The sequence below is a fragment of the Amycolatopsis lexingtonensis genome, from assembly GCF_014873755.1.
Classification (GTDB): Bacteria; Actinomycetota; Actinomycetes; order Mycobacteriales; family Pseudonocardiaceae; genus Amycolatopsis; species Amycolatopsis lexingtonensis.
Window position 1 is genome coordinate 3,499,465 of the sequence record NZ_JADBEG010000001.1, and the last position, 24,485, is coordinate 3,523,949.

The 24,485-nt window shown below is 72.8% G+C and carries 26 protein-coding genes; 12 read left to right on the forward strand and 14 right to left on the reverse strand.

Features of this window, described 5'->3' with window-relative positions:
• Positions 1 to 21: 21 nt before the first annotated feature.
• Complete coding sequence (locus H4696_RS15825; protein WP_086858045.1) at positions 22 to 5,436, reverse strand: DUF6531 domain-containing protein; 5,415 nt, start codon at positions 5,434 to 5,436, stop codon at positions 22 to 24.
• 240 nt (positions 5,437 to 5,676) lie between these two features.
• Between H4696_RS15825 and H4696_RS15830 the strand changes: the two genes are divergently transcribed.
• Positions 5,677 to 6,042, forward strand: coding sequence for a hypothetical protein (locus tag H4696_RS15830; RefSeq protein ID WP_249026875.1), 366 nt, complete (start codon positions 5,677 to 5,679; stop codon positions 6,040 to 6,042).
• A gap of 75 nt (positions 6,043 to 6,117) precedes the next feature.
• On the opposite strand, the gene H4696_RS15835 is transcribed toward H4696_RS15830, so the two are convergent.
• A complete protein-coding gene (locus tag H4696_RS15835) occupies positions 6,118 to 7,698 on the reverse strand; it encodes a GAF domain-containing sensor histidine kinase (RefSeq protein ID WP_086857084.1) in 1,581 nt (526 codons plus the stop codon).
• Between the two features lie 166 nt (positions 7,699 to 7,864).
• Between H4696_RS15835 and H4696_RS15840 the strand changes: the two genes are divergently transcribed.
• Complete coding sequence (locus tag H4696_RS15840; protein ID WP_086857083.1) at positions 7,865 to 8,731, forward strand: nitroreductase family protein; 867 nt, start codon at positions 7,865 to 7,867, stop codon at positions 8,729 to 8,731.
• Here H4696_RS15840 and H4696_RS15845 read toward each other — a convergent pair.
• The gene (locus tag H4696_RS15845) at positions 8,728 to 9,408 is read right to left on the reverse strand and encodes a response regulator (protein ID WP_276328912.1); all 681 of its coding nucleotides are present in this window, start codon (positions 9,406 to 9,408) and stop codon (positions 8,728 to 8,730) included. The two genes, H4696_RS15840 and H4696_RS15845, sit on opposite strands and share 4 nt — an antisense overlap.
• 92 nt (positions 9,409 to 9,500) lie before the next feature.
• Between H4696_RS15845 and H4696_RS15850 the strand changes: the two genes are divergently transcribed.
• From H4696_RS15850 to H4696_RS15860, 3 genes are all read left to right on the forward strand, one after another.
• Positions 9,501 to 10,175, forward strand: a complete 675-nt coding sequence (locus tag H4696_RS15850) for a BON domain-containing protein (RefSeq protein ID WP_086857082.1) — start codon at positions 9,501 to 9,503, stop codon at positions 10,173 to 10,175.
• Between the two features lie 36 nt (positions 10,176 to 10,211).
• Positions 10,212 to 11,060, forward strand: a complete 849-nt coding sequence (locus tag H4696_RS15855) for a slipin family protein (protein ID WP_086857081.1) — start codon at positions 10,212 to 10,214, stop codon at positions 11,058 to 11,060.
• Between the two features lie 88 nt (positions 11,061 to 11,148).
• Positions 11,149 to 11,649: a GNAT family N-acetyltransferase gene (locus tag H4696_RS15860; protein ID WP_086857080.1), complete on the forward strand. Its 501-nt coding sequence runs from the start codon at positions 11,149 to 11,151 to the stop codon at positions 11,647 to 11,649.
• 7 nt (positions 11,650 to 11,656) lie between these two features.
• Here H4696_RS15860 and H4696_RS15865 read toward each other — a convergent pair whose 3' ends face one another.
• On the reverse strand, positions 11,657 to 11,833 hold the full coding sequence (locus tag H4696_RS15865; protein ID WP_169734849.1) for a hypothetical protein: 177 nt from the start codon (positions 11,831 to 11,833) through the stop codon (positions 11,657 to 11,659).
• Positions 11,834 to 11,850: 17 nt separating this feature from the next.
• On the opposite strand from H4696_RS15865, the gene H4696_RS15870 reads away from it, so the two are divergent.
• Positions 11,851 to 12,486, forward strand: a complete 636-nt coding sequence (locus H4696_RS15870; protein ID WP_086857079.1) for a hypothetical protein — start codon at positions 11,851 to 11,853, stop codon at positions 12,484 to 12,486.
• A 21-nt stretch (positions 12,487 to 12,507) separates the two neighbouring features.
• Here H4696_RS15870 and H4696_RS15875 read toward each other — a convergent pair whose 3' ends face one another.
• The 7 genes from H4696_RS15875 to H4696_RS15905 all read right to left on the reverse strand — a co-directional run bounded on the left by H4696_RS15875 (position 12,508) and on the right by H4696_RS15905 (position 17,495).
• On the reverse strand, positions 12,508 to 13,164 hold the full coding sequence (locus H4696_RS15875) for a phosphoribosyltransferase (protein ID WP_086857078.1): 657 nt from the start codon (positions 13,162 to 13,164) through the stop codon (positions 12,508 to 12,510).
• A 131-nt stretch (positions 13,165 to 13,295) separates the two neighbouring features.
• Complete coding sequence (locus H4696_RS15880; RefSeq protein ID WP_192783031.1) at positions 13,296 to 14,042, reverse strand: GAF and ANTAR domain-containing protein; 747 nt, start codon at positions 14,040 to 14,042, stop codon at positions 13,296 to 13,298.
• 20 nt (positions 14,043 to 14,062) lie between these two features.
• Entirely contained in the window at positions 14,063 to 14,809 is a 747-nt protein-coding gene (locus H4696_RS15885) for a GAF domain-containing protein (RefSeq protein WP_086857077.1), read from the reverse strand.
• A 138-nt stretch (positions 14,810 to 14,947) separates the two neighbouring features.
• Complete coding sequence (locus H4696_RS15890) at positions 14,948 to 15,091, reverse strand: hypothetical protein (RefSeq protein ID WP_158104270.1); 144 nt, start codon at positions 15,089 to 15,091, stop codon at positions 14,948 to 14,950.
• A gap of 201 nt (positions 15,092 to 15,292) precedes the next feature.
• Complete coding sequence (locus tag H4696_RS15895) at positions 15,293 to 15,913, reverse strand: hypothetical protein (protein ID WP_225955701.1); 621 nt, start codon at positions 15,911 to 15,913, stop codon at positions 15,293 to 15,295.
• A 110-nt stretch (positions 15,914 to 16,023) separates the two neighbouring features.
• Positions 16,024 to 16,455: a DUF5994 family protein gene (locus H4696_RS15900; protein ID WP_086857075.1), complete on the reverse strand. Its 432-nt coding sequence runs from the start codon at positions 16,453 to 16,455 to the stop codon at positions 16,024 to 16,026.
• Positions 16,452 to 17,495 (reverse strand): acyl-CoA desaturase, encoded by a 1,044-nt coding sequence (locus tag H4696_RS15905; RefSeq protein WP_086857074.1) that lies wholly within the window; start codon positions 17,493 to 17,495, stop codon positions 16,452 to 16,454. The genes H4696_RS15900 and H4696_RS15905 overlap by 4 nt, the downstream gene beginning before the upstream one ends.
• A gap of 250 nt (positions 17,496 to 17,745) precedes the next feature.
• Here H4696_RS15905 and H4696_RS15910 point away from each other — a divergent pair, with 250 nt between their 5' ends.
• The 3 genes from H4696_RS15910 (at position 17,746) to H4696_RS15920 (ending at position 19,855) form a co-directional block, all read left to right on the forward strand.
• Positions 17,746 to 18,198: a DUF6292 family protein gene (locus H4696_RS15910; RefSeq protein WP_086857073.1), complete on the forward strand. Its 453-nt coding sequence runs from the start codon at positions 17,746 to 17,748 to the stop codon at positions 18,196 to 18,198.
• A gap of 155 nt (positions 18,199 to 18,353) precedes the next feature.
• Positions 18,354 to 19,487: an AI-2E family transporter gene (locus tag H4696_RS15915; RefSeq protein ID WP_225955702.1), complete on the forward strand. Its 1,134-nt coding sequence runs from the start codon at positions 18,354 to 18,356 to the stop codon at positions 19,485 to 19,487.
• Between the two features lie 38 nt (positions 19,488 to 19,525).
• A complete protein-coding gene (locus H4696_RS15920; protein ID WP_086857072.1) occupies positions 19,526 to 19,855 on the forward strand; it encodes a hypothetical protein in 330 nt (109 codons plus the stop codon).
• A 55-nt stretch (positions 19,856 to 19,910) separates the two neighbouring features.
• On the opposite strand, the gene H4696_RS15925 is transcribed toward H4696_RS15920, so the two are convergent.
• From H4696_RS15925 to H4696_RS50065, 3 genes are all read right to left on the reverse strand, one after another.
• On the reverse strand, positions 19,911 to 20,357 hold the full coding sequence (locus tag H4696_RS15925; protein ID WP_086857071.1) for an STAS domain-containing protein: 447 nt from the start codon (positions 20,355 to 20,357) through the stop codon (positions 19,911 to 19,913).
• A complete protein-coding gene (locus H4696_RS15930; protein ID WP_086857070.1) occupies positions 20,354 to 20,710 on the reverse strand; it encodes an HPF/RaiA family ribosome-associated protein in 357 nt (118 codons plus the stop codon). The genes H4696_RS15925 and H4696_RS15930 overlap by 4 nt, the downstream gene beginning before the upstream one ends.
• A 163-nt stretch (positions 20,711 to 20,873) precedes the next feature.
• On the reverse strand, positions 20,874 to 21,842 hold the full coding sequence (locus H4696_RS50065; protein WP_225955703.1) for an NsdA family TPR-like regulatory protein: 969 nt from the start codon (positions 21,840 to 21,842) through the stop codon (positions 20,874 to 20,876).
• Positions 21,843 to 22,157: 315 nt separating this feature from the next.
• Between H4696_RS50065 and H4696_RS15940 the strand changes: the two genes are divergently transcribed.
• From H4696_RS15940 to H4696_RS50070, 3 genes are all read left to right on the forward strand, one after another.
• A complete protein-coding gene (locus H4696_RS15940; protein WP_086863303.1) occupies positions 22,158 to 23,333 on the forward strand; it encodes a carboxylate-amine ligase in 1,176 nt (391 codons plus the stop codon).
• Between the two features lie 167 nt (positions 23,334 to 23,500).
• Positions 23,501 to 23,797, forward strand: coding sequence for a hypothetical protein (locus tag H4696_RS15945; protein WP_086863304.1), 297 nt, complete (start codon positions 23,501 to 23,503; stop codon positions 23,795 to 23,797).
• A gap of 133 nt (positions 23,798 to 23,930) precedes the next feature.
• A complete protein-coding gene (locus tag H4696_RS50070) occupies positions 23,931 to 24,470 on the forward strand; it encodes a DUF5994 family protein (RefSeq protein WP_225955704.1) in 540 nt (179 codons plus the stop codon).
• The last annotated feature ends 15 nt before the right edge of the window (positions 24,471 to 24,485 follow it).

Sequence of the window (24,485 nt, forward strand, 5' to 3'; positions counted from 1 at the left end):
AATCCTCGGGCCGGGAAAGGGTTATCCGTCCACCTCCATGGCGTCCGGGTCGGCGGCCCAGCCCGGTCCGCGGCCTGCGCGCTGCTCGCCGACCATCTGCTGCATGCGCTCCTGCTGCGCCTGGATCCGCTCCCGCACCGCCTGGTCCGACATGTCGACGTCCTTGACGTCGTCGTTCCAGTACTTCTGCTTGTCCGCGTCGGTCGGCTGCCCGAGGCGGTGGCCCATCTCCTTGTCGTGGAGGAACATCGGCATGTCCTCTTTGGACACTCCTGCGCCGTCCCGCACGACGTCTCGCGCCGTGTGCATCTCGATGACGTCGTCGTGCGAGACCGGCGGGGTGTGGGCGGTGCCGCCCGGCTTGCCGACACCGCCGGTGCCGTCGCTGTACTCGATCGACTTGCCCTCCATCTTGTCCACCATGTGGTGGTAGGAGTCGTCGGCGACCTTGCCCTGCACCGTCCCGGCGGTGGGACGGAAGGTGTCCCGTGCGGGCGCGGGCTGCTCCGCGTGGGTCATCTTCGGCTCGTCGGGCGTCTCGATGTCGTTCTTGTAGTGCGGGTTCGGCTCCCACTTCTGGATTCGCTCGGGCACACCGGGGGTCTTCTTGTCGCTGATGTAGGCGGGGTTGTCGATCATGCCCCCGTCCTTGTGCTGGTGGGCGTAGGTGAGCTGGTTGAGCTGGACGCCGTCGCTCGGCCGGCCCTCCCGCAACGTGTTGCCGAGGGATTCGCGGTAGGTGTCGGCGTTGAACCCCGAGCCGTCCTTCTCGCCGCGCACGCCGGTGCCGATGTTGTCGCGGTGCGCCTGCGCCGACTCCTGGTAAGCGGGCGCGTCGTCTTCCATGCGCCGGGCGTCCTTGATGTTGGCGGCCTCGTCCGCGGTTTTCGGCCCGCGACCGCCGGAGTTGACGCCGTCACGGATCTGCTTCTCGTGGGCGTTCGCCCGCTGGAACTCGTCGCCGCCGATGGCCTTGTACCCGATCGGGTGCTCGGACTCGTGCGTCTTGCCGCTGACGAGCTTGTTCGGGTCCTTCCAGGTCGAGTCGTTCTTGATCTCGTTCTGGTACTTCTCCCAGGTGCGCGCCTGCTCGTGTTTCGTCGTGCCGTACGAGCCGTCGGACTTCGCGGGGTTGCCGTCCGGCTTGGTCTTCACCTTCGGGGCCTTCTTGCTCGGCCCCGCGCCGCCGGTACCGACCAACTGCTGCTTCGCCTTGCTCACCTTGGACTTCGAGGAACCGGAGGCGGCTGCCTGCTGCTTCTTCTTCGCCGCGCACGGGGTGACGGTCGGGGCGAGGCCGAGCGGGTCGGCCAGCGCGGTCGGGTTGTGGACGTAGGCCTGCGAGTCCGGGCCGGGGTCGAGGCCCAGCGGGTCGTGGGACAGGTAACGGCCGGCCTCGGGGTCGTAGTAGCGGTTGAGGTTGTAGTGCAGCCCCGTTTCGGCGTCGTGGTACTGACCGGGGAACCGCAACGGCGTGGTGGCGCGGCCCGGTCCGTCGAGGACCTTGCCCCAGAGCGTGGCCTGGCGGTGCCACGCGACCTCACCGGACTCCTCCAGCAGCTCGCTCGGCGTGCCGGCGAGGTCGGTGACGATCGTGTGGAACCGCTCGCCCGGCGCGCCGAGGACGCGTTCGGTCTGGGTGAGGGCGCGGCCGGTGCCCGGTTCCCACTCCCACACGGTGGCGACCGGGGGCTGACCGGGTCCGGTGCGCACCTGTTCGGCGAGCGCGTCCCCGTCCCAGGCGAACTGGACCTGCTCGGCCACCCGGCCGTCCGGCGTGAGGCGCTGCTTGGCGACACGCTGGCCCAGTGCGTCGTAGCGGTAGCGCCAGTGCTCGCCCCGGGGCGTGAGCACCGAGGTCAGGCGGCTCTCGGCGTTCCACCGGAACTGCCACTGCGGACCCGCCGGCCCGGCACCGCGCAGGGTGGTGCGGCCTTCGGGGTCGTGGGCGTAGCGGACCGCGCCCGCCGCGGTGAGCAGGGTGCCGCGGTACTCCCGCGGCCCGGCCGTCGGCGCTCCCGGCGTCTGCGCCTGGGCGATGACACCGGTCTGGTGGTAGACGTAGTTCTCCTGCCAGCCGTGGCCCACGACGGCCTGGACGCGGCCCGAGTGGTCCACCTCGAAGGTGCGGGTACCGGTGATCGCGTCGGCCACCGAAGCCAGGTAACCGTCGGCGAGGTAACCGTATTCGCGGTGCTGGGTCGTGCGCTGGCCCGCGACGACCGTCTGGGCCACCAGCCGGTCGCCCGGCGCCCAGCTCTGGCGCAGTTCCGCGGTACCGAAGCGGCGGACCCGCTCGTGGCCGGCGAGGTCGTGCTCGAAGCGCAGCGAGCGGTTCCCGGCGTGCAGCGCGGCGAGTGTGCCGGCCGGTCCGTACTCGAAGCGCGACATCGCGCCCGACGGCGTGTGGCGCGCGCGGCGGCGGCCGAGCTCGTCGTACTCCGAGCGCACCACGCGCCCGTCCACCGTCTCGGCGACCACGCGGCCCAGCGCGTCGTAGGCGAAGGTGACCTCGGCGTCGGCGTTGCGCGCGGAGACCATGCGGCCGGCCGCGTCGTAGGCGAAGGTCGCGACGTCGTCGCCGGTGACGCGGCGGACCACCTGGCCCATCACGTCGCGCTCCAGCGTCGTGGTCTCCCCCGCACCGTTCGTACGGCCGATCAGCTGCCCGGCGGCGTCGTAGCGGTAGTGCAGGGTGCGGCCGTTGAAATCGGTCTCGCTGGTGAGGTTCCCGGCGGGGTCGTAGCGGTAGTGCCAGACCAGGCCCTGCTCGTTGGTCACCGACACCAGGCGCAGCTCGGTGTCGTACGCGTAGGCGAGCCGCGAGCCGTCCGGGCCGGTTTCGGCCACCGGCAGGTCGAACTGCGCGTACTCGGTGCGGGTGGTGTTGCCGCGCGCGTCGGTGCTCTCGTCGGTGTTCCCGACGGCGGAGTCCTGCCACCGCCACGTCGCGCCGTCCGGCTCGATCCGTTCGGCGAGCTGGTCGCCCGCCGCCCACGCGAACCGGGTGACGGCGCCCAGCTCGTCGGTCACCGACGTGGTGCGGCCGAGCAGGTCGTAGGTGTAGCGGGTGACGGCGCCGTCCTCGTCCTCGACGGTCAGCGCCCGGCCCGCCGCGTCGGACTGGATCCGAGTGGTGCCGCCGAGCGCGTCGGTGACCACGGCGACGTTGCCGCGCTCGTCGTAGGCGTAGGAGGTCCGGGCACCGAGCGGGTCGACGACCCCGGTGACCTTGCCGCGCGCGTCGTACTCGTAGCGCCACGTGGCGCCGTCGGGGCCGACCGCGGTGACCGGGCGGCCCTGCTCGTTGTACTCGGTCAGCGACCGCGTGCCGTCCGGCGCGGTGATCGCGACGACCCGGCCGGCCCGGTCCCGCTCGTAGCGGACCTGGCGCCCCAGCGGATCGGTCCGGGTGAGCAGCCTGCCGTGCTCGTCGTAGGCGAGGCTGGTGGTGTGGCCCAGCGCGTCGGTCTCGGCGATCACGCCGAGCCGGTCGTCGAGGTGGAAGCGGCGCACCGCGCCGAGCGAGTCGGTGACGCTCGTGACGAGGTTCTCGCGGTCGTAGTCGATCGTGCAGTCGAGGTAGCCGCCGGTGCCGCGGGCCCGCACCACCCGGCCGGCGGCGTCGAAGCCGTAGCTGTACCAGCGGCCGTTGACGTCTTCCCAGCGCACGATCCGGCCGTCGGCGTCGTAGGTGAACCGGGTGGGTGTGCCGGCGGCGTCGACGACCTCGGCCAGCCGGCCGCGCGCGTCGTAGGAGTAGCTCGCGACGACCGTGCCGTCGGCCGCCCGCAGCGCGGTGATCCGGCCGCCCGCGCTGTCGAACAGCACCCGGTCGCCGGAGGAGTGGACCAGCTCCGCCGGCACCCCGTTCGCACCGGGCACCACCTCGATGCGGTTGCCGTCGCCGTCGGCGATCGTCCTCAGCGGGAACACGCCGTCGGCGGACTCCTCGAAGAACAGCGTGTGCTGCTGCTGCGGATCCTCGACCAGGTAGCCGCCCTCGACCCGGCGCAGCGGGCGTGCCGGGCCCGCCACCGGCAGCACCGGGGAGCTCACCGGCACGGGGTAGCTCTGGAGGCTCCCGTCGGCGAGCGCGACGTGCACGCCGTCGTCCTCGACCTCGAGCCGCTGGTCCACGGTGGAGGCCCACGACGGGCCGAACCAGCGGCCCGCGCGGTAGGACGAGATGTGCGTGCGCGAGACCTCCAGCGGCAACGCGCCGGGGATCTCCAGGTCCGTCTGCGTCAGCAGCATCCACCCGGTCGCCACGTCGATCGGATCGCCGCACACCGACCGGTCCGGCGGCGGAGTGCCGTTCTCGTGCGGGTTCGCGTTGCTGTCCTTGATGCTCTTGCCGCCGCCGGAACCTGCGGAACCACCGGAGCCCGAGGTGACGGTCTTGTCGTCCCCCAGCTCCTTCGGGGTCTGCGCCGGCGGCGGTTCGGGGTCGGTCTTGGGCGGCGCCTCGTCGGCCTTCGGCGGCGGTGGGGTGCTGCCACCGCCGTGAGAGCCGCCGTCGCCGGTGCCGGAGGCGTGGGTGGCGTCGTCGCCGCCCTTGGCCGCCGGTGGCGGTGTGTGGTCCTTGGGGGTGCCCCCGCCGTCGCCACCGGGGGTCTTCACCGGTGGCGCCTTCGGGGTGCCGTTGATGTCGCCGGCCTTGGGCGGCGGCGCGGTCTTGCCGACCTTGATGTTCTTGAGCGCCTTGCCGGCGTCCTCGAAGAGCGTTCCTGCCCGCTTCAGCAGCGGCACCAGGGCCTTCAGCGCCTTGACGAGCTTGGTGACCAGGTCGGTGATCTTCGAGGCGGTTTTCGCGACGGCGGTGACGACCTGGGGGACGACCCAGGTGAGGCCGATGCCGAGGGTGAAGACGACCTGCAGCGCCCAGCTGATCAGGTGGCCGACGAGTTCGGAGATGATGTCGCGCACCAGCGTGCGGACCGCGGCCACGACCTCGCCGGCGGTCTTGACGCCGCTGGAGGCACCTTCGCAGCCCTTCTGCGCCGCCTGCAGGGTGGTGGCCACGTCCTGTCCGCGCTGCCGGTAGGCGTCCGAGGCCGGTCCGGACCACGACTGCAGATCGGCCTTGATGGCGTCGGTCAGGTCCGAGGAGACGCTGCCGAGCTCTTTGGCGACGTTGGCCCAGGTCTCGGACTGGGCCTGGATCTCGTCGGCGTTGCCGGTGAGCGCGTTGAGGGCGTCCTTGAGCGGGCCGACGTGCTCCATCAGCCAGCTGACACCGGCGGCGAGGATCGCACCGAACGGGTCCATGGCCATCGACAGGGCGTCGAGCGCCGTGCCGACCGCGCCCATCGCCACCGAGGCCCAGTCGCCGCTCTTGATGGCGGTCGAGAGATCGTTGGCGGATTCCAGGAGCGAGATGCCGGAGTAGGCCTTCGTCGAGTCCTGGGTCTGCGCGATCAACGGGTTGCTCACACCAGCACGCTAGCAGCGGCGGGAGCACAGCGATCTTGACCGCCGCGCTCCCGCCGCACCCGGCACCTCGGCTCCGGACAAGTCGGGCGGCTGATCGCATCAGCCTCGGCGTATAGATCGTTATACGACCTGCGAGCACCCGATCCGCCGCGCCGAACGAGCGAGCTCGAACACGTCGGTATAAGGCGCCAAACTCACCATCGGTCCGACGTGCATCCGCATCGACCAGCTACTCGCGCAGTGGCCGAGCAGAAGAATCCGACCGGCCCAGCATCCACAAATGTCTATGTCAACGGCCTGCGATTCGCGTTCTACGGCCGCACCTCGACCACCCGCCGTCAAGACCGCGTGTCATCCCAGGACTGGCAACGCGACATGGCCGATGAGTTAGTGGCGGGCCACGGCCAGGTCATCGCCGCCCTCTACACCTGGTGCACCCGGCACGGCCTCCAGCTGTGGCTGCCCGAAACCGGAGGCCCCGTCGATCTCGCCAACCGCGACCTCCGGCGCTCGTCACCGAGTTGGACTTCGTCGCCGCTCAGCAGGTTCGGGCGGCCCGACCAACCACCGACGGGCAAGTCCGGCAGTCTGCCCTCGCCGGCCTGATCCACTGCGGTGTCCGCAACCGACCGCTGGACTCCCCGGTCGGCGCCGCCCGCAGACCGCACTGGCCCACCGGCGTCAGGGCACCGGGACCGTCCACACCAGACGGGTGCCACCTCCGGCCGGGCGGTCGAGCCGCAACGATCCGCCCGTCTCCGCGGCGCGCTGCTCGAGGTTGCGGAGTCCGCTGTGCGCCACGGCTTCCGGCATCCCGATCCCCGTGTCCGACACCTCGACGACCAGGTCGCCGTCCAGGGACACGGTGACCGCCAGTTCGGCCGCCCTCGCGTGCCGCAGGACGTTGGTGATCGCTTCCCGGACGACGGCTTCGGCGTGCTCGGCCAGTGCGGCGGGTACCCGGTCGAACGCTCCCGACAGCCGCACCGTCGTGCGGATCGCGGAGTCGGCGGTCGTGTCGGCGATCGCGTTCTGCAGGCGCGCCCGCAGGCCCCGGCCGGCTCCCGGCTGCGCGTGCAGGGCGAAGATCGCGCTGCGGATCTCCTCGATGACGTCCTGGAGCTGGTCGATGTGCTGGGTGAGCCGGCTGGTGACCGACGGCGAATCGGACCGGCGGCGGGTGCCCTCGATCCCCAGGCCGACCGCGAACAGCCGCTGGATGACCTGGTCGTGCAGGTCGCGGGCGATCCGCTCGCGGTCCACCAAGACGTCCAGCTCGCGGCGGGCGGCCTGGCTTTCGGCGTCCCGCAGCGCCAGCGCGGCCTGGTCGGCGAAGGCGGACACCAGCTGCAGCTCGTGCTCGTCGAACCGCGCCGCCCCGGGGCCGCGGACGGCCAGGAGCACGGCCGCACCGGACCGCGAGCCGGAGCGCAACCGCACCGCCAGCGCCGGCCCGAGGTCCACGCCGAGGCCGGCGGCCAGGTCGAACGCCAGGTTCGGCACGCTGCGCGGCACGTGGTCGCGCAGTACCGCGCCGGAGGTCGACCCCTCGAGCGGGATCCGGCGGCCGGTCAGCACCTCGGCAGCGGGGCCGGCGCACACCGTGACGACCAGCGCCCCACCGGGCGACTCCGGCAGCGCGATGAGCGCGTGGCCGGCGCCGGTGAGCTCGGCGGCCCGGCTCGCGATCAGCCGCAGCACCTCATGGACGTCGGTGCCGCTCAGCAGCTCGGCGGAGATCTCCCCGGTGGCTTCCAGCCACCGCTGCCTGCTCCGGCTCTCCTCGTAGAGCCGCGCGTTGTCGACCGCGATCCCGGCCGCCGCCGCCAGCGCCACGGTCGCCCGTTCGTCGTCGGCGGTGAACGGCTGCTCGCCGCCGAGGTACAGCCGTCCGAGGACCTCACCCCGCACCAGCAGCGGCACGCCGAGGAACGCGCGCAGCGGTGGATGCTCACCGGTGCCCCGGTGGGCCGGGCGCACCGGACCCCGGCCGGTCGCCGGCGCGCCGAGCGGCCCGTGGCCGTCCGGCGGCGGGCCCAGCCGCTCCCGGGTGGCGTCGTCGACGCCGGTCACGGCGAACGCCGTCGTCCGGTCGTCCTCGTCGAGCAGCGCGAGCTCGCCGTACCGGGCGCCGACCAGGCCGGCCGCGGCGGTGACGATCCGGTGCAGCGTCGTCTCGAGCTCCAGACCGGCCGAAAAGGCGAGGACGGCCGCCGGCAGCGCGTCCATCCGGTCCCGGCCCGACGTCGTTTCCTCGGGCATGTCACCACTGTGGCACAGCGATCCCGCCCCGGGCGGGTTCCGGCCGGACCGGGTTCGCAACCGACGACCTTCGCCCGGCGGCGGAGGCCGTTCGGCACTGGGCGGATCCCGCGGCCCGGGTGGACGGTGAAAGCGCATCCAGCAATCCAGGAGTTCGGAGCCGTTCATGAAGACCGGTGTCATGCCCGTAGGCCACCTCAGCGCGAGCCAGGTGCACGCCGTCCTCCTCGCGGCCACGGCTCCCCCGCCGCTGCGGTCCGCCCGGCCGTGGCGGTTCCAGTGCACCCCGGATTCCGTCGAGCTGTACGCGGATCCGCTCACCACCGGCACCGACACCGAGCAGCGGGAACGAATGCTGGACTGCGGTGCGGCGCTGCTCAACCTCCGGCTGGCGATCAAGGCGCAGGGCAGCCACGCCGACGTCCGGCTGTTCCCCGCGGCGGGGCGGCCCGACCTGCTCGCCGTCGTGCAGCCGCACGGCTACGAGACCATCGCCCCGCACGACGAGGAACTCGTGGCGGCCATCGCCGGCCGGCGGAGCAACCGGCGTCCGTTCACCGCCGCCGTCGTCCCCGACGCAGTGCAGCGGCAGCTCCGGCGGGCGGCCGAAGTGGAACGCGCCTGGCTGGCCACCATCACCGCCGACCAGGTGCCGCAGCTGCGGGAGATCATGCGCCACACGGAAGTCCCGCCGGCGACACCCGGGCCCGGCGGCGGGAGCGACCTCGACGTCGAACCCGGCCGGCTGGTCGTGGTCATCGGCTCGATGCACGACACCGCCCTGGGCCGGCTCCAGGCCGGCCAGGCCTTGCAGCGGGTGCTGCTGACGGCCACCGCCGCCGGGCTCTCGGCGGCACTTTCCACTCAGGCCATGGCCATCCCGGCGACCCGGCGTGAACTGCGGCAGCTGCTCGGCGGCGGGCTCTGGCCCCAGATCATGCTGCGCCTCGGCCACGGCACCGCGGTGCCGTCCGCCACGCGGACACCGCTCGAGGACGTCGTGATCAGCGACGAGCACCCGTTCGCCCGCTAGGAGCCGGAACGGCGCTGGGCCTCGTGGATCCCGGTGACCAGCACCGCCGCCTGGGACCGCCGCTCCAGGCCGAGCTTCGCCAGCAGTCGGGACACGTAGTTCTTGACGGTCTTCTCCGCGAGGAACATCCGCTCGGCGATCTGCCGGTTCGTCAGGCTTTCCCCGAGCAGGTCCAGCAGGACGAGCTCCTGCTCGCTCAGCCCCGCCAGCGGGCCCGGTTTCCCGGTCTTCGCCCGCAGCTCGGACACGAGCGCGGCGACCGCCCGGGCGTCCAGCAGGGTCTCGCCGGACCCCACCCGCCGGATCGCGTCGACCAGCTGCAAACCCTTCACGTCCTTGATGACGTACCCCTCGGCGCCGGCCAGGACCGCTTCGACCATTGAGTCTTCGTCGGTGAACGAGGTCAGCATCAGGCACCGCAGGCCGGGCAGCGCGTCGCGCAGGTCGCGGCACAGCTCCACGCCGTTCCCGTCGGGCAGCCGCACGTCGAGCACCGCCACGTCCGGGCGTAGGGCCGGAACCCTGGCCATGGCCTCGGCGACCGAGGAAGCCTGGCCGACGACGGTCAGGTCGGGTTCGTCGTCGACGAGTTCGGCGACCCCGCGCCGCACGAGTTCGTGGTCGTCGACCAGGAAGACCGTGATGACGGGCAGGTCGTGCTGCGAGCTGTCATCCACTCCCCCAGGCTACGCCCGCCCGCGCCGAACGACCCCGGAAGAAAGGTCCGGCGGCACTAGGCCGCGCGGGGCGAGCGGACCACGCTCGGAAGATGACAGAGATCCAGCACAGGCCCGATCATCACCTCAAGACCGCTGTCACCGATGAACTCGCCTGGACTCCCAGCGTCAACGCCGAAGGGATCGGCGTGACCGTCTCAGGCGGTGTCGCGACGCTGTCCGGACACGTGGGCACCTACCCCGAGAAGGAAGAGGCGCTGCGCGCCGCGACGCGGGTCCAGGGCGTGACCACGACCGCGGACAAGATCCTCGTCCGGCACGGCCACGACGTTCCGGTGGACGCGGATCTCGCCCGGGAGGCCATGACCGTGTTCGACCGGCACACGGTCGTCGTGCCGAAGGACTCGGTGCAAGTCGACGTGCGCGACCGGGTGGTCACCCTGCGCGGCTCGGTGGACTGGCACTACCAGCGCGAAGCCGCCCGCCGGGCGGTGGCCGTGCTCCCCGGGATCAGTGGCGTGCGGAACCTGATCACGCTGCGGCCTTCGCCGGGGGTCTCGGCGGCCGAAGCGAAGGCACAGATCATCGCGGCGCTCGCCCGGCACGCGCCGGGGTTCGCGCAGCACGTCGAGGTCGGCGTCGACGACGGCCAGGTCACCCTGACCGGCCAGGTCCTCACCCCGGCCGAACGCCGCTCGGCCGAGCAGACCGCGTGGTTCGGCCCCGGCGTGACCGCGGTCGACAACCAGGTGAAGCTCTCCGGCTGAGCCTCCTCCCGCGCTCGCCGCCAAGTCTGGAGCACCATGAACGTTCTCGTGATCGCCGTCATCGCCGCCGCGCTGCTGCTTCTCCTGGCTTCCGCGGTGCGGATCGTCAAGCAGTACGAACAGGGTGTCCTGTTCCGGCTCGGCCGCGTGATCGGCGTGCGCGAGCCGGGGTTGCGGCTGATCATCCCCGTCGTCGACGTCCTGCGCCGGGTGCCGTTGCGGATCATCACGATGCCGATCCAGTCCCAGGGCATCATCACCCGTGACAACGTGAGCGTCGACGTGTCCGCGGTGGCGTACTTCCGGGTGCGGGACGCGGTGAAGTCGGTCGTCGCGATCGAGAACGTCTACGCCGCGATCGACCAGATCGCCCAGACGACGTTGCGGAAGGTCGTCGGGCAGCACACGCTGGACGAGACGCTGTCGGAGACCGACAGCATCAACGTCGACATCCGGCGGATCCTGGACGTCACCACGCTCGACTGGGGCGTGGAAGTGACTTTGGTGGAACTGAAGGACATCCAGCTGCCCGACACGATGAAGCGGGCGATGGCCCGGCAGGCCGAAGCGGAACGCGAAAAGCGCGCCAAGATCATCAGCGCCGAAGGCGAATCCCTCGCCGCCGCCGCACTGGGCGACGCGTCGGACACGATGATGGCGCACCCGCTCGCGCTCCAGCTGCGCAACCTGCAGAGCCTGGTGGAGATCGGCGTGGACAAGAACACCACCGTCGTGTTCCCCGCCCCGCTGATGAGCACCATCGGGGAGCTGGGCTCCTTCCTGGCCCGCGAGACCGCCGCCGCGACCCGGCCGGAACCGGCCGCGACGGCCCCGATCGTGCCGCCGAAAGCGGCCGTGAACGGAACCCGGGCCGACGAGCACTGACCCGCGCCCACGGACTCCGCAGTGTTCTGTGCGAAAAGGACAGAGCACTGTGGACCCGGGCGGGTCACCGGCCCCGTGAGGAGAGCCCATGTCCACCGCCACCCCACCGGTACGAGCCCTGCTCCCGGACGGCGAAGTCGCTTGGGTACGCGAGCTGGAAGCTCGCGACACCGCCGCGGTCCTCGCGCTGCGGGCCCGGCTCTCCGGGCGGCACGACCGGCACCTGCGGTTCTTCGGTCTCGGCGTGGCCGGGCTGGCCGAGCTGGCGGCGCAGCTGTCCCACAGCTCCGGCGTCGGGCACACGGCGATGGGGTGCTTCCTGCACTCCCGGCTGGCCGGCGTCGCCCGCTACGACATCCTCGCCGACCCGGCCGAAGCGGCGGTCGCGCTGGTGGTCGACGGCCACGGCCCGACGCTCGGCGTGGCGGCCCTGCTGCTGGAACAGCTGGTCGTCTCGGCTGAACACGAAGGGGTGCGGATGTTCGTCGCCGACGTGGACGAGGGAAACGCGAAGATGCTCGGCGTCTTCGCGGCACTGGGCATCCCGTTCCGCCCCGGCCTGCCGGGGCGGAGTCGCTCCCCGGAATGACGGCCGGTCAGCCGCCGGTCCGGTCGTGGGGCGCCGGTGCCGAGGCATCCAGGCGGGCGTGCAGCCGTTCGCGGATCTCGTCCGGGGTGTAGGCCCGCCGCCGGCGCTCCTCGCGGGCGATCACCGCCCCGGTCGCGGCGACCCCGACGAGCCCGGCCAGTCCCACTGCCTTCCACCAGCGCATCGGCCTAGGCTACCGCCGTGCCGGAGAACCAGCTGGATCTCGACGAAGCCGTGGCCGTGACGCGCACGGGCGACCTGTGGTTGTTCCGGGGCCGGTCCGCGGCCGACCGCACGATCCGCGTCGTGACGAACAGCCCGGTCAACCACGTCGGCATGGCCGTGGTGATCGAGGACCTGCCGCCGCTGCTGTGGCACGCGGAGCTGGGGCGGTCCCTGCCGGACATCTGGTCCGGGACCCACCAGCGAGGCGCCCAGCTGCACGACCTGCGCCGGGCGGTGCTCGTGTGGGCGGAGAAGTACCACCAGCGGGTCTGGCTGCGCCAGCTCGACCACCCCGTCACCGGGGAGGCGGAGGACGCCGTCCTGCGGACGATCGCGCGGCTGGACGGCACGCCGTTCCCCTCGACCGCGCGCCTCGCGTCGCGCTGGCTCGGCGGCCGGCTGCCCCGCCGCAAGCGGGAGGCCCGGGAGGCCGGCCTCGAAAGCGCTTACTGCGCCGAGATCGTCGCCCTGACCTACGAAGCCATGGGCCTGCTGCCCCGAGGCCGCCGGCCGAACTGGTACGACGCCGGCCGGTTCTGGAGCGGTGACCACCTCGAGCTGGCCGGCGGCGCGACGCTGGGCGACGAGATCGCCGTGCGCCTCCCGGACTGACTCGTCAGTCCACTGTGGACGTCACCGGCGGACTTCGGTCGGCACGCGAGGTTCGCGGTGCAGCAGTTCGAGCGCCTCGGTGTCGGCCACCGCGGCGAACTTCCGGTAGCTGTTGCCGACCGCGTGCAGCCAGGGCAGCGTGCGCAGGCAGACGAACTGGTCCACCTCGCGGGCGAGCCGGTCGACCACGTCGGCCTGGGCGACCGGGACCGCCAGCACGATCCGGCGGACCTGGCGGGCCCGCAGGACGCCGATCGCCGTGTGCGCGGTCGTCCCGGTCGCGGCGCCGTCGTCGGCGAGGACGACCGTGCGGCCGGCGATGGACACCGGCGCCACGGTGCTCCGGTAGACGGCGACCTGACGGGCCAGCCCGGCTCGCGCGTCCTCGGCGAGCCGGGTGAGCTCGCCCGGCTCGATGTCGAACCGGCGGATGGCGTCGTGGTCCCAGACGACCAAACCGCCCTCCCCGACGGCGCCGAGCGTCGTCGGCGGCGGCCCCGCGGCCTCGATCCGGCCGGTGAGCAGGATGTCCAGCGGCGCGCCGAGGACGGCGGCGATCTCGCCGGCCACCACCAGGCCACCCTCGGACAGGCCGAGGACGATCGCCCGGTCGCCACGCAGCGGTCGCAACCGCAGGGCCAGCCGCTCGCCGGCTTCCCGGCGATCACGAAATCGCATGGGAACTCCCTGCCCTCGAAAGCCGGTCAGTGCGTCTTCAGCATCACGGCACCGCATCCGGGGCGCGAGGGCCGCTGGTCACCGCGAGGCGGACCGTTCGGCACCTTTCGCCGGTGCCCGCACCGGACCGGTCAGCGGGTGTGGCTCGTCGGCGCGGGGGCCAGCACGACCGCGGGCGCGAGTTCGCGATCGGCCAGTGCGCGGGCCACGTCGCTGAGCCGGAGGTTGTTCCCCCGGGCGAAGCCGCGCAGGGCCCGGAAGGCCTCGTCCATGCTCAGCTGCCCGCTGACGGCGAGCACACCCTTGGCCTGCTCGATGATCACCCGGCTGTTCAACGCGGTCTGCAGCTGCTCGGAGAGGATCTCCCCCTGGCGCAAGGCTCGTTCGTGGAGGATGCCGATCGTCGCGGTGTCGGCCAGGCCCTGCGCCAGTGCCACGTCGTCCGCCGACAGGTCCCCCGAGCTCTGCCCGAAGAGGTTCAGCGCCCCGATCGTCTGCTTGCGCAGCCGCAACGGCAGCGCGTGCACCGACGCGAACCCGTCCTTGGCCGCCTCGGCCGCGAACCGCGGCCACCGCCCCGCCGCCGCCGCGATGTCGGCCACCAGCACCGGGGTGCTGGTGGTGAAGCACTCGATGCACGGCCCTTCGTCGATGTCGAGCTGGAACAGCTCCAGCAACCGCGCCTGCTCGGTGGAGGAGGCCAGCACCTGCAGGCCGCCCCGCTCGTCGACCAGCGTCAACCCGGCCGCGGCGACGTCGAGCAGCTCCACGCACTGCTGCACCAGCGTGTGCAGCAGATCGGCGACGTCGTAGTCGTCCACCAGGGTGTCCGCCAACGCGACGAACGCGCGAGTCACCTGTCGTTCACGGTCGGCCATGCCCACCATCTCCCGCATCGTCAGCTGCCTTCATGGTGTACCTCACCGAACTCCTCGTCCAACCGCAGCCGACCGGCCACGATGTCTCCCGCGACCTCGAGCAGGGAACGGCCGTGCCCGAACGCATACGCCCGCAGCCGCGCCAACGCGGCCGACGCGGACAGGTCCAGGTGCGCGATCAGCATCCCGGTGGCCTGGTGCACCTCCCGGAACCGCATCCCCGCGCCCGCCATCCACCGCCCGTCCCCGTCGAGCCACAGACCACCTCCGGCGCGCAGTCCCGACAGGGCGAGCGCGGCGATGTCGGCCACCTGCAGCGCCGTCGACAGCTCGTCCGGGCTCAGCGAGCCCGGCGTCGACCGGTAGGTGTCGAGGGTCGCCACCCGGGCCGCCCCGATCTGCACCGGGAACGTGAACAGCGCGGCCACCGGCTGCGCCGCGGCCTCGGCCGCGAACACCGGCCACGCCGCAGGCGGGTCGGTGGCCAGATCGGGCACCAGGACCGGCCCGCCGACGGTGAAAGCCTCGAAACACGGCCCTTCACCCAGGGAGAACTGCAGTTCCGCCAGCGCCATGCTCACCGCGTCGCTGGCGTAGACGACCTCGCGGTGCCCGGCGTCGACCATCATCGAGACCGCCGCACCGTCCACCGGCAGCAGGCGCACACACGCCCGGCAGACCCGGCCGACGACGTCGACCCCGCTGCCGGCCCCACCCTCGCCCAGCGCGGCCAGCACGCTCGCGCGCAAGACTTCGACCTCAGCCACCGCGTTTCCACATCCAGTTCCGCCCATGCCGGTGCACGTGATCGCCACACCAACTCGGACACAGCCAGGTCCGGATCAGCACCGCTGTCGCGGCTGCGGGCACCCACCTTACCCGCAACCGCGGACCGGCCCGGGCCATCACGGCACCGGCGCGGCGGCGATGTGCCGGCGCAGCGCGGTCAGCGCCCGATGCCGGCTCACCCGCACCACGCCCGGACTGGCGACCCCGAGCACCGCGGCCGTGGCGTGGGCGGACAGGCCGAACATGACCCGCAGGACCACGACGTCCCGTTGCTGCGGTGCCGGCAGGCCGAGCAGGCGGTGCAGCCGTACACGAACCCGACGAACTCGCCCGCACCGTGCCGGTAGCCCAGCACGCCCGGGTGCAGCAGACCCGGCAACGCGCCCGTCGCGGTGCGGTCGCCCGACACCGCCGCTGCCAGGAGTGCGCCGTCGACCCACATGACGTCCTTCCCGCCTCGGTCAGCTTCGCGTGGTCAGGTACGGGCTGGGATCGCTGCCGGCCTTGGCGCCGCTGTCGAGCCAGCGGAGGAACCCGCGGCGGTCCCGTCGTTCGATCTCGTCGAGGAAGTCCTGCCGGCGCTGGACGACGCGCCGGCGCGCCTGCTCGTCGGTGGCGAGGATCAGGAGGAAGTAACTGCGCCGCCACGCCACGCACAGGTCCTCGGTGGCCAGGTCGGCCACCGGGACGGGCGGCACGGGGCGCGGGACCGAGCGGTCGCGGGCCTCGGGTGCGGTGGGCCGCGCGACGCGGTGGCGGTAGCCGGCCACCACCCCTCCGGCGACCAGCAGGACCAGGACGGTCGCGGTCAGGGCGCCGCCCACGGTCGCGAGCAAGCCGGCGAGGACCAGGCACGCCGTGACGAACGCCGCCGCCGCGGCCGCGCCCACCGGCAGATCGGGCCCACTCGCCGTATCCCGCCCGGGCCGGAGCCGCGAAGCGCCGAAAGCGACGAGGATCCCCGCGCCGGCTCCCAGCAGGATCCAGCCGAACAGGACGTCGGCCGGCAAGGTGAGGGCACCGATCGCGGCCAGGGCACTGACGGGACCGATCAGCACGGCCACCACCGAACGTCCCACCATCGTGCGCCTCACCGTCCGGGTCGGGCGCCGGCCGCGTAAGCCGTGCCGGGGAAACCAGGATCGCCGAGGTCCGGGGCGTGGTGCCCAGTCTAGCCCCCGGCGCCCGTTCGCTATCCGTTCGCCCGCGCCGGCGGCCTGCTCGGCACGGCGAGAAGGTCAGCGGGACTTGCCGTGTTGCCGGGGTCCGCGGCGGCCTTCAGTGCGGTGGTGGCGGTGTCCCGCGGGGTGTCGGGTGCGATGACGAGCAGGGTCAGGCGCCGCTGTTGCGTGCCGATGAGGGTCAGGGTGCGCGACGGCATGGCGTGGAACCCTTCCAGCCGCACGAGGCGGCCGTCCACCACGAGTTTGCGGTGGGTGACCTCCCAGCCGTCGGCCAGCGGGTAGCTGATCCGCTCGACCTGGCCCACCCGGTCGCGCACCGCCGTGATCAGGTCGGCGAACCCGACGCCGGCGTCGCGGGAACGCGGCCACCACGCTCCGTCGACGTAGCCGCCGCCGGCCGGTTTCAGCTGCAGACGGACCTCGTCGCGAACGGCGGTCATGACCGGCTCCCGTCGCCGGACGGCTGCCGCGCCGGTGTCCCGGCGAGCAGACCGCGCTCCAGCTTGCCGAACCCGCGGGGCGCCGCGGAGTAGCCGGGGTTGAGCTTGCGGGCCAGGTGTTCGGCCCTCGGCCAGCGGACGTCGGTGGCCCAGCCGAGCTTCTCGAACAGCCAGATCAGCCGCGCGGACATGTCCAGCTGGCCGCGGCGGACGCCGTGGCGGGCGCCGGTGGGGTCGGCGTGGTGGGAGTTGTGCCAGGACTCGCCCATCGAGGCGATGGCCAGCGGCCAGAAGTTCGCGGACTTGTCGCGGGCGGCGTAGGGCCGCTCGCCGATCATGTGGCACAGGGAGTTCACCGACCAGGTGACGTGGTGCAGCACCGCCACCCGCACCAGGCCGGCCCAGAAGAACGCGGTCAGCGCGCCCCACCAGGACAGCGTCACCAGGCCGCCGATCAGTGCCGGGCTGAGCAGGGTGAGCACGGTGAGCGCGGGGAACCAGCGGTCGATCCGGACGATGTCGCGGTCGGCGAGCAGGTCGGGGGCGAACCGCTGCGCGTTGGTCTTCTCCCGGTCGAACAACCAGCCCATGTGGGCGTGCCAGAAACCCTTGGCGAGCGCGGCGGCGGACGTGCCGTAGCGCCAGGGCGAGTGCGGGTCGCCGTCGCGGTCGGCGTAGGCGTGGTGGCGGCGGTGGTCGGCGACCCAGCCGATCACCGGGCCCTGCATGGCCATGCTGCCGGTGACGGCGAGCGCGATCCGCAGGCCGCGGTTGGCCTTGAACGCGCCGTGGGTGAAGTGGCGGTGGAACCCGATCGTCACCCCGAGCCCGGTCAGGAAGTAGAACCCGACCGTCAGGGCGACGTCGGTCCAGCCGAGGCCCCAGCCCCACGCGAACGGCACCGCCGCGGCCAGCGCGAGCAACGGCACGACCGCGAACAGCTTGACCAGGAAGGTCTCGGTGCGGGACTTTTCGCCCGACAGCATCGGCTCGGCGGCCTTGGGCGGCCGGGTCGGCGGGCGTTCCAGGGTGTGGGTCATTTCAAGCGCTCTTTCCGTGACTTTGCGTTCGCCAGGGTCCGGAGCGACTGAATATCGGGTAGCCCGCCGACGGCGGACCAAACCCGGAGGAGGTGGAAACTGCACCAGGCCCGCACGGTGCCGGGCGGGCGAATGCAACCACTTCTCACAACGACCGAGCTCCCGGAAAGGTTCCCGCGGGTCCCCTCGGGCACCTACCGGTACCGTGCCCGCCCGGCACGCCGGCCGGCGGCCGCCTAGCGTGGCGGGCATGGAGCACGCCGAACCCGACACCCGAACCCTCGAACGCAGCCTCGGCGAGTACGTGCGCGCGGTCGCGGCCGCGGTCGGTGTCCCGGACGAGAGCACGACGGTGGAGATCAGCGACACGGCCACCGCCTACCTCGGGCTGCCCCGGCGCTGGCTCGACCGGCCCGACCACGACGTCATGCTGGTGTGGAGCGAACGGCGCGGCTGGTCGCTCGCGGTGGAAACCGACCCCGCCGACGCCGCGGTGGTCCTCGCGTACCAGGGCGGCGGCAACCTCGTGCCGTCCCCGGACGCGGTCGCGCGGTTCGTCGCCGACACCGCTGCCGGGCGCCACGCCGGACAGGAGCGGCCCGGGCCGGTGCCCGCCGCGACCCGCCGGTCGCTCGCCGAGCAGCTGAGGCCCTACCTCCACGACGCCCCCGAACCGGGTTCACCTCACCCCGCGGGCGGCTGACCGCGCCGGAACCCCGACAGCGGTAGGATCGGAGCGCGGCTTCCCGAGCGTCCGGACCCTGCTCTCGCGCGGCCGGCAGTACTGCCGGACCAGGCCATCCCCCATCAGGAGCAGGATCTTCATGACCGCAACGCAACCCATCGCGCGCTGATCCGATGCCGGATCCCGACTCTTCCCCGGTACCGTACGGGCTCCGCGTCGCGGCCGCCGTGGCCTGGCGCACGCTGGTCGTCGCGGCCGCGCTGACGGTCGTGGGTTTCCTGGCCGTCAAGCTGGCCTCGGTGCTGGTCCCGGTCGCGGTTGCCCTGCTGCTGGCGGGCCTGTTCTCCCCCGGCGTTTCCTGGCTGGCGGGCAAAAAGGTCCCCCGCGGGCTGGCGGCCGCGATCGTGCTGGTCGGGGGAATCGTGCTGGCCGGCGGCGTGGTGACGTTCGTGGTCATCAGCGTCACCGTGGGCATGCCCGGACTGATCGACCAGGTCACCGTGAGCTTGACCGACCTGCACACCTGGCTGGGCACCGGGCCGCTGCACCTGAGCCAGAGCCAGCTCGACGAGATGCTCGGCAACCTGACCGCCATGCTCGGCCGGAACAAGTCGGCGATCGCCTCGGGCGCCCTCACCACCGCGGTGACCGTGGGCGAGCTGCTCGCCGAAGCCCTGCTGGTCGTGTTCTGCCTGATCTTCTTCCTCGCCCAGGGCCGCGTGATCTGGTTGTTCGTGCTGCGGGCCGTGCCGGCCCGCCTGCGCGACCGCGTGGACGTGGCCGGGCGCAGCGGGTTCACCACCCTGGCGCACTACATCCGCGGCACGGCGGCCGTCGCGTTCGTCGACGCCGCCGGCATCGGCCTCGGCCTGGTGATCATCGGGGTCCCGTTGGCGGCTCCGCTGAGCGCGCTGGTCTTCCTCGGCGCGTTCATCCCGGTCATCGGCTCGGTGATCGCGGGTGCGATCGCCGTCCTCGTGGCCTTGGCGGCCAACGGCGTGTGGGCCGCCGTCATCGTGCTCGCCGTCGTCGTCGGTGTCATGCAGCTCGAAAGCCACGTCCTGCAGCCACTGCTGCTGGGGCGCGCCGTCCGGCTGCATCCCCTGGCCGTGGTCCTCGCCCTCGCCATCGGGCTGGTCGCGGCCGGCATCGTGGGTGCTCTGTTCGCCGTGCCGCTGCTCGCCGTCGTCAGCTCGGGCGTGCGCAGCCTGGCCACCCGGCCGGAGAACCACTCGCCCGGGCGAACCGCGCCCGGGGCTACCCGTTCTAGTCTGGAAGACCGCGCCCCGGACCCCGGCGAAGCATGACGGCGCACTCCGTGCGCCGCGAGCGAAGGCGGGCACCGGTGGACGACGAGCAGACCGATGCGTACCCGGCGGGACGGACCGCGGGGAGCGCGAACCGGACCTGGCCCACGCGCCACGGCGGTGGTTACCCACCCGGGTGGCTCGTCCGCTACCGCCACCGCGCCGGCCGCGCGTCGCGCGCGACCCCGGCGGGGCGCGAAAACTTCGGGACCGTCGCCGGGCGCAGCTTGCGTGACGAGCACACCAGCACCACCTGGGTGCCCATCCGCCGGCAGGGGTCCGCCGCCGATGAGCAGGTCAGCCTGGTGCGGGCCACCGACATCCTCGACGCCCGGCCACCCGGTCCCGGCGAGCGAACCGGGATCTGAGCCGTCGCGCTGCCACGCGAACGCGGCCAAGCAGGTGAAACCGGGGTCCCCGCGGTCAGCCGGTGTCCGCCGCCGCCCATCGCGGCGCGGCGATGGCCGCTGCCCGCGAGGTGTGGACGACCAGGCGTTCATCCGTGCGAGTGAGCCGCAGCGGCCGCCAGGTCGCGCGCGTCGTGGCGACCAGCCGCACATCAGTGCCCGGCGCGGCCCGGCGGTGGGCGTCGAGCAGCACCTCCAGCCCGGCGGTGTTCAGGAACCGGACGAGTGACAGATCCACGACGATCCGCCGCGGCGCCCGGCTCAAGTTCGCTTCCAGGACGTCGTGGAGCATCGGCGCCGTGCAGAGGTCGACGTCACCGGCCACGGCGACGACCAGCGTCTCGCCGAGCCGCTCCACGGTGATCGTGAGGTCCTGGTACCGGTGACCGGCGACCGGCGCGCGCGGGAAGTCGATGACGACGTGCGGCTCGCCCGCGAAATTCTGTCCATGGTGGACGGTCATGATCCGGCACGCCCACCCTGGTGCCGGATGGAGTCCCCGCCCTTGTGGTGGTCCGTCCGCCCGTACACACCTTCGAGCACGCTCTCGAGTTTGTGCACGGCACCCCGGCACGCATCGGCGACCGAACCCGCGTGGTGGCTTACGGCCACCGTCCGCCGTCCGGCCGGCCGGGCCTCGAGCACGCAGCGGCGGTCCATTCCGTCGGCGGCAGCGGATTCCTCGCTGAAGTGGGCTTCCAGCCGCGTGATGTGGTCGCTGAACCGCGACAACTTGGCGGCCAGCTCCCCTTCGAAGTGCCGGACCAGCTCTTCGCCGCCGGGCACCGTTCGGTCCGTGCTGATCTGGATCTGCATGCGTCGTCCTCTCGCCGGCCGGGTCTGCGCGATGCGGGTGCCCGGCCTTCGACCATCGTGTCCACTTCGGCGACGGTCTGCCCAGGGTCACACGTCCCCGGCCCGGGCGCCGAAGGAACCTTTCCCGCGTCCACCGCACTGCCGTGACGGCCGCCGGCCGGGCTCAGCCGGCGTGGACGTCCCCCGCTCCCGCCCGGAACTCGGCGATCCGGGTCAGCAGTTCCCGGCCCGCCCGGCCGGCGGGGCGGGCCCGGAGCGCGGCTTCCAGCGGCCGCAGGCGCCCTTTTGCGCGCACCGAACGGATCTCGCGTGCGACGCGGATGGCCTCGGTCCCCACGCGCGCGGCCGCCTCGGTGTCGCGCCGGAGGGTGTGGGCGAGGGCGAGCATGATCTGGGTCAGCGAACGGCTTCTGCTCATCTCCGGCCCGTAGGCGGCCACTGCGTCGTCGAGGAACGGGATCGCGAGGACCGCGTGGCGGTGGTCCACGGTGCACCCGAGTTCGACCCGGACCGTTCCGGTCATGGCGGCGAGATCGTTCGCGTCGAAGAACCGCGTCCAGGGCGCCGCCGCCGCGTCGGCGGGGAAGGCGTCGATCGCCTGGCCCAGGTGCCGCAAGGCGGCGGACTCGTCCGCCCGCATCGCCCAGGCCCACGCCTGGTTGACCGAAAGGATGGCCCGCGCCCGGGCCGACGCCCCCCGCGCCGCCGCGTCCTGCCCCCGGTCGAACTCCGCCAGCGCGTCGTCGACCGAGCCGCGGTGCAGGTGCAGCCGGCCGCGCCGGTAGCTGACGTTGGCGAGCAGATCGTGGTCCCCGGCCTCCACCGCGAGCTCCGCCGCCACGTCGAACGACCGGAAGGCGGACTCGTCGCGGCCGGAGTCGAACTCCGTCCACGCCAGCAGGTTGTGCAGGTCGGCAAGACCGCGGCAGAGCCGTCGCCGCAGTCGCGGCGAAACGGATCCCTCGCGCAGCAGAACCGTCCACGAGGCGAGCGCCGCGAGCGGGGCGTGGCAGTACCCGCCGCCGTACCGGTAGTCCAGGGCGCGGAACGCGCGGGTCGTCGCCTCGAGCACTTCGAGATCGCTCACCTCGACCCGGAACGGCAGCGGTTCGCCGCGCGCGGCGGTGATCATCGACGATTCCGCGGTAACGACACGGGCGCGAACAACACGAAAAGATGGACCATCGCAGCGTCTCCGTTTCCAGGTGTGACTGGATGCACCACCAGGGTCCGGAGCGTCAACCGAGTTTAACCGATCGTGAGCGCCACGAACCCACCGGACGGGTAATGCCGAAAGATTCTTCGGAAAAGGGCGGGAACATTCACGTGCATTCGCTGGAACACAACCGCGAAAGGGCCGAAAGATCCCCGATGGGTGACCTGAGGCCCTACGCGGGACCGGGTGAGCCGGTGAGACTGGCGATCCGACGAGGGATGGAGCCCGGCCGTGCACGTGCGACTTTCCTTGCCGGAAAGGAACGATCTCACCCTCGGCGTCGAGGAGGAGTTCGTCCTCGCGGACCCGGCGACCGGTGGGGTGGCGCTCGCCGCGCCCCGGGTGCTGGAGCTGCTCGACGGCGAACCCGCCGTGATGCCGGAGTTCCTGCGGTTCCAGATCGAAACCGCCACCGGGATCCACACCGGCCTCGACGAACTACGGACGGAGCTGCTCGGGTTGCGCCGGCTCGTGGCCGACGCGGCCGGCCACGCCGGCTGCCTGGTGCTGGCGTCCGGGACACCCCCGTGCGGCGACCTGCCGGGCCTGCCCGGCGTCACCGCCGAACCCCGCTACCGCGCGCTGGCCGCCCGGTATCCCGCGCTCCTCCCGGAAGCCGGCACGTGCGCCTGCCACGTGCACGTCGGCATCCCGTCCCCGGCACTCGGCGTCCGGGTCCTGGCCGGCCTGCGGCCCTGGCTCGCCCCGCTCCTCGCCATCAGCGCCAATTCGCCGCTCGCCCACGACGAGGACTCCGGGTGGGCCAGCGGGCGGTACCCGCTGTGGTCGCGCTGGCCGACCGCGAACCCGCCCCTGGACTGGCCGGACGCGGCCGCCTACGCCGCGAGCGTCGACGGCGCGGTGCGCCGTGGTGAGGCGTTGGACGCGAACGGCGTCTACTACTACGCCCGGCTCTCACCGAAGTACCCGACGGTCGAGATCCGCATCGCGGACGTGGGCTTGACGGCCGAAGACGCGGTGCTGCTCGCCGGGCTGGTCCGCGCCCTCGTGGTCACGATCCTCGCGGAGGCCCGGGCCGGCGTCGCGCCCCGGCCGGTCCGGACCGCGCTGGTCGTCGCGTCGCTCACCGCCGCGGCGCGCGGCGGCTACCCCGGCCACGGCGTCGATCCCCGCACCGGCCAGGTCCTCCCGAACCACGTGCTCGTCGACCGGCTCCTGGAATACGTCCGGCCGGCCTTGCAGGCCAACGGGGACCACGCGGCGATCGACCGTCAGCTCGCCGTGGTGCGGGCCGGCCGAACCGGCGCGGCACGCCAGCGCGCGCTGTTCTCGGAAGCCGGCTCACCGGCCGCGCTCGTGGCGGAGCTGGCCTCGACGACTCTTGCCGGGAGAGGTGGCTCCGGCCCGGTGCCGGTGCGACGACCGGTGGCCGTCCACGACGGCTGAGCCGGCTGCGGACCCGGAACCGCCGCCGCCATTCGAGGTCCCTCATCCGGGGGATTCATTTCTGGTGGATGGCGTAGGGCGCCTAGGCTGACCGGGCCGCCCCAGACCTCGGCGTGCCCGCCGTTCCCCGCACCGCGGGAACGCACCCACGGCCGAGGAGAAGACGGATGACTGCCGGGAACCCGGACCGCAGTGCGCCGGCGGACGACCACACTCCCCTCCCGCCTCGGCGCCAGATCGCGTTCAGCGTCGGGAACTGGCGCGTCACCTACGCCGGCCCGGATCCACGCTCACCGCGGACCGGAACCCTCGCCGGCCGGCCCGAGTTCGGCCCCGGCGGCGCTCGCGTGCCCGTCGTCGCCGACGACGGCCCCGCGGCCTCGGTGCGCTGGGTCGACGACCGCGACATCATCGCCGTGACCGCGCGGCCGGCCGGCGAACCACCGGTCCCCGGCTGCCCCTGAAGAGATCGCGTCTCGCCGCCGCGACAGGTGTAGCATCCGGGGTACCGAGAGCATTTCGCGCGTCGGCGGCAGAGCCCGCGCCGTCCTCGGTTGCCCTCCACATCGATCACCGCGATCGGGACGGGACAGCGGCATGACGCCGGAATCGCCCACCAGAACCGGAACGCCCTCCGCGCGACCGCGTCCAGGTACCCCTCCCGCACCCAGGCTGGGGTGGAAACCGCAGGGCGGCCCGGCTGGTCACGTCGACGGCGGCTGGTGGCCGCGGTCGCGTGATCTCGCGGCGGAACTGCCGGGACTGGCCGCGGCGCTCACGGCCCGGATCGGCCACCTCACCAGGGTCGCGTACACCGTGTCCGAATGGGACAGTGCGCCGCGGCGGGTGGAGATCGGCGGCCACGTCGTCCGGCTCGACGGTCTCCTCGACCGGGACGGCCACGTCCTGTCGATCACCGGCCCGGAATCGGATCAGCTCACGCTCCTCGTCGTTCCACCGGACGCGACGGACGCAGCTGGCCACCGAGCGCTGACGAGCGCGTCCCGTCGCGGCAACACCGACCGGCCCGCGGACATCCTGACGGCGAGCGGGGCTCTCGTCGCTCCGGCGGCGCCCCGGCGCCACCCCGACACCACCGAAGACGGCTGGGAAACCGAAGGCGGGCAAGTCTCCTGACCTCCCCCACCGAAC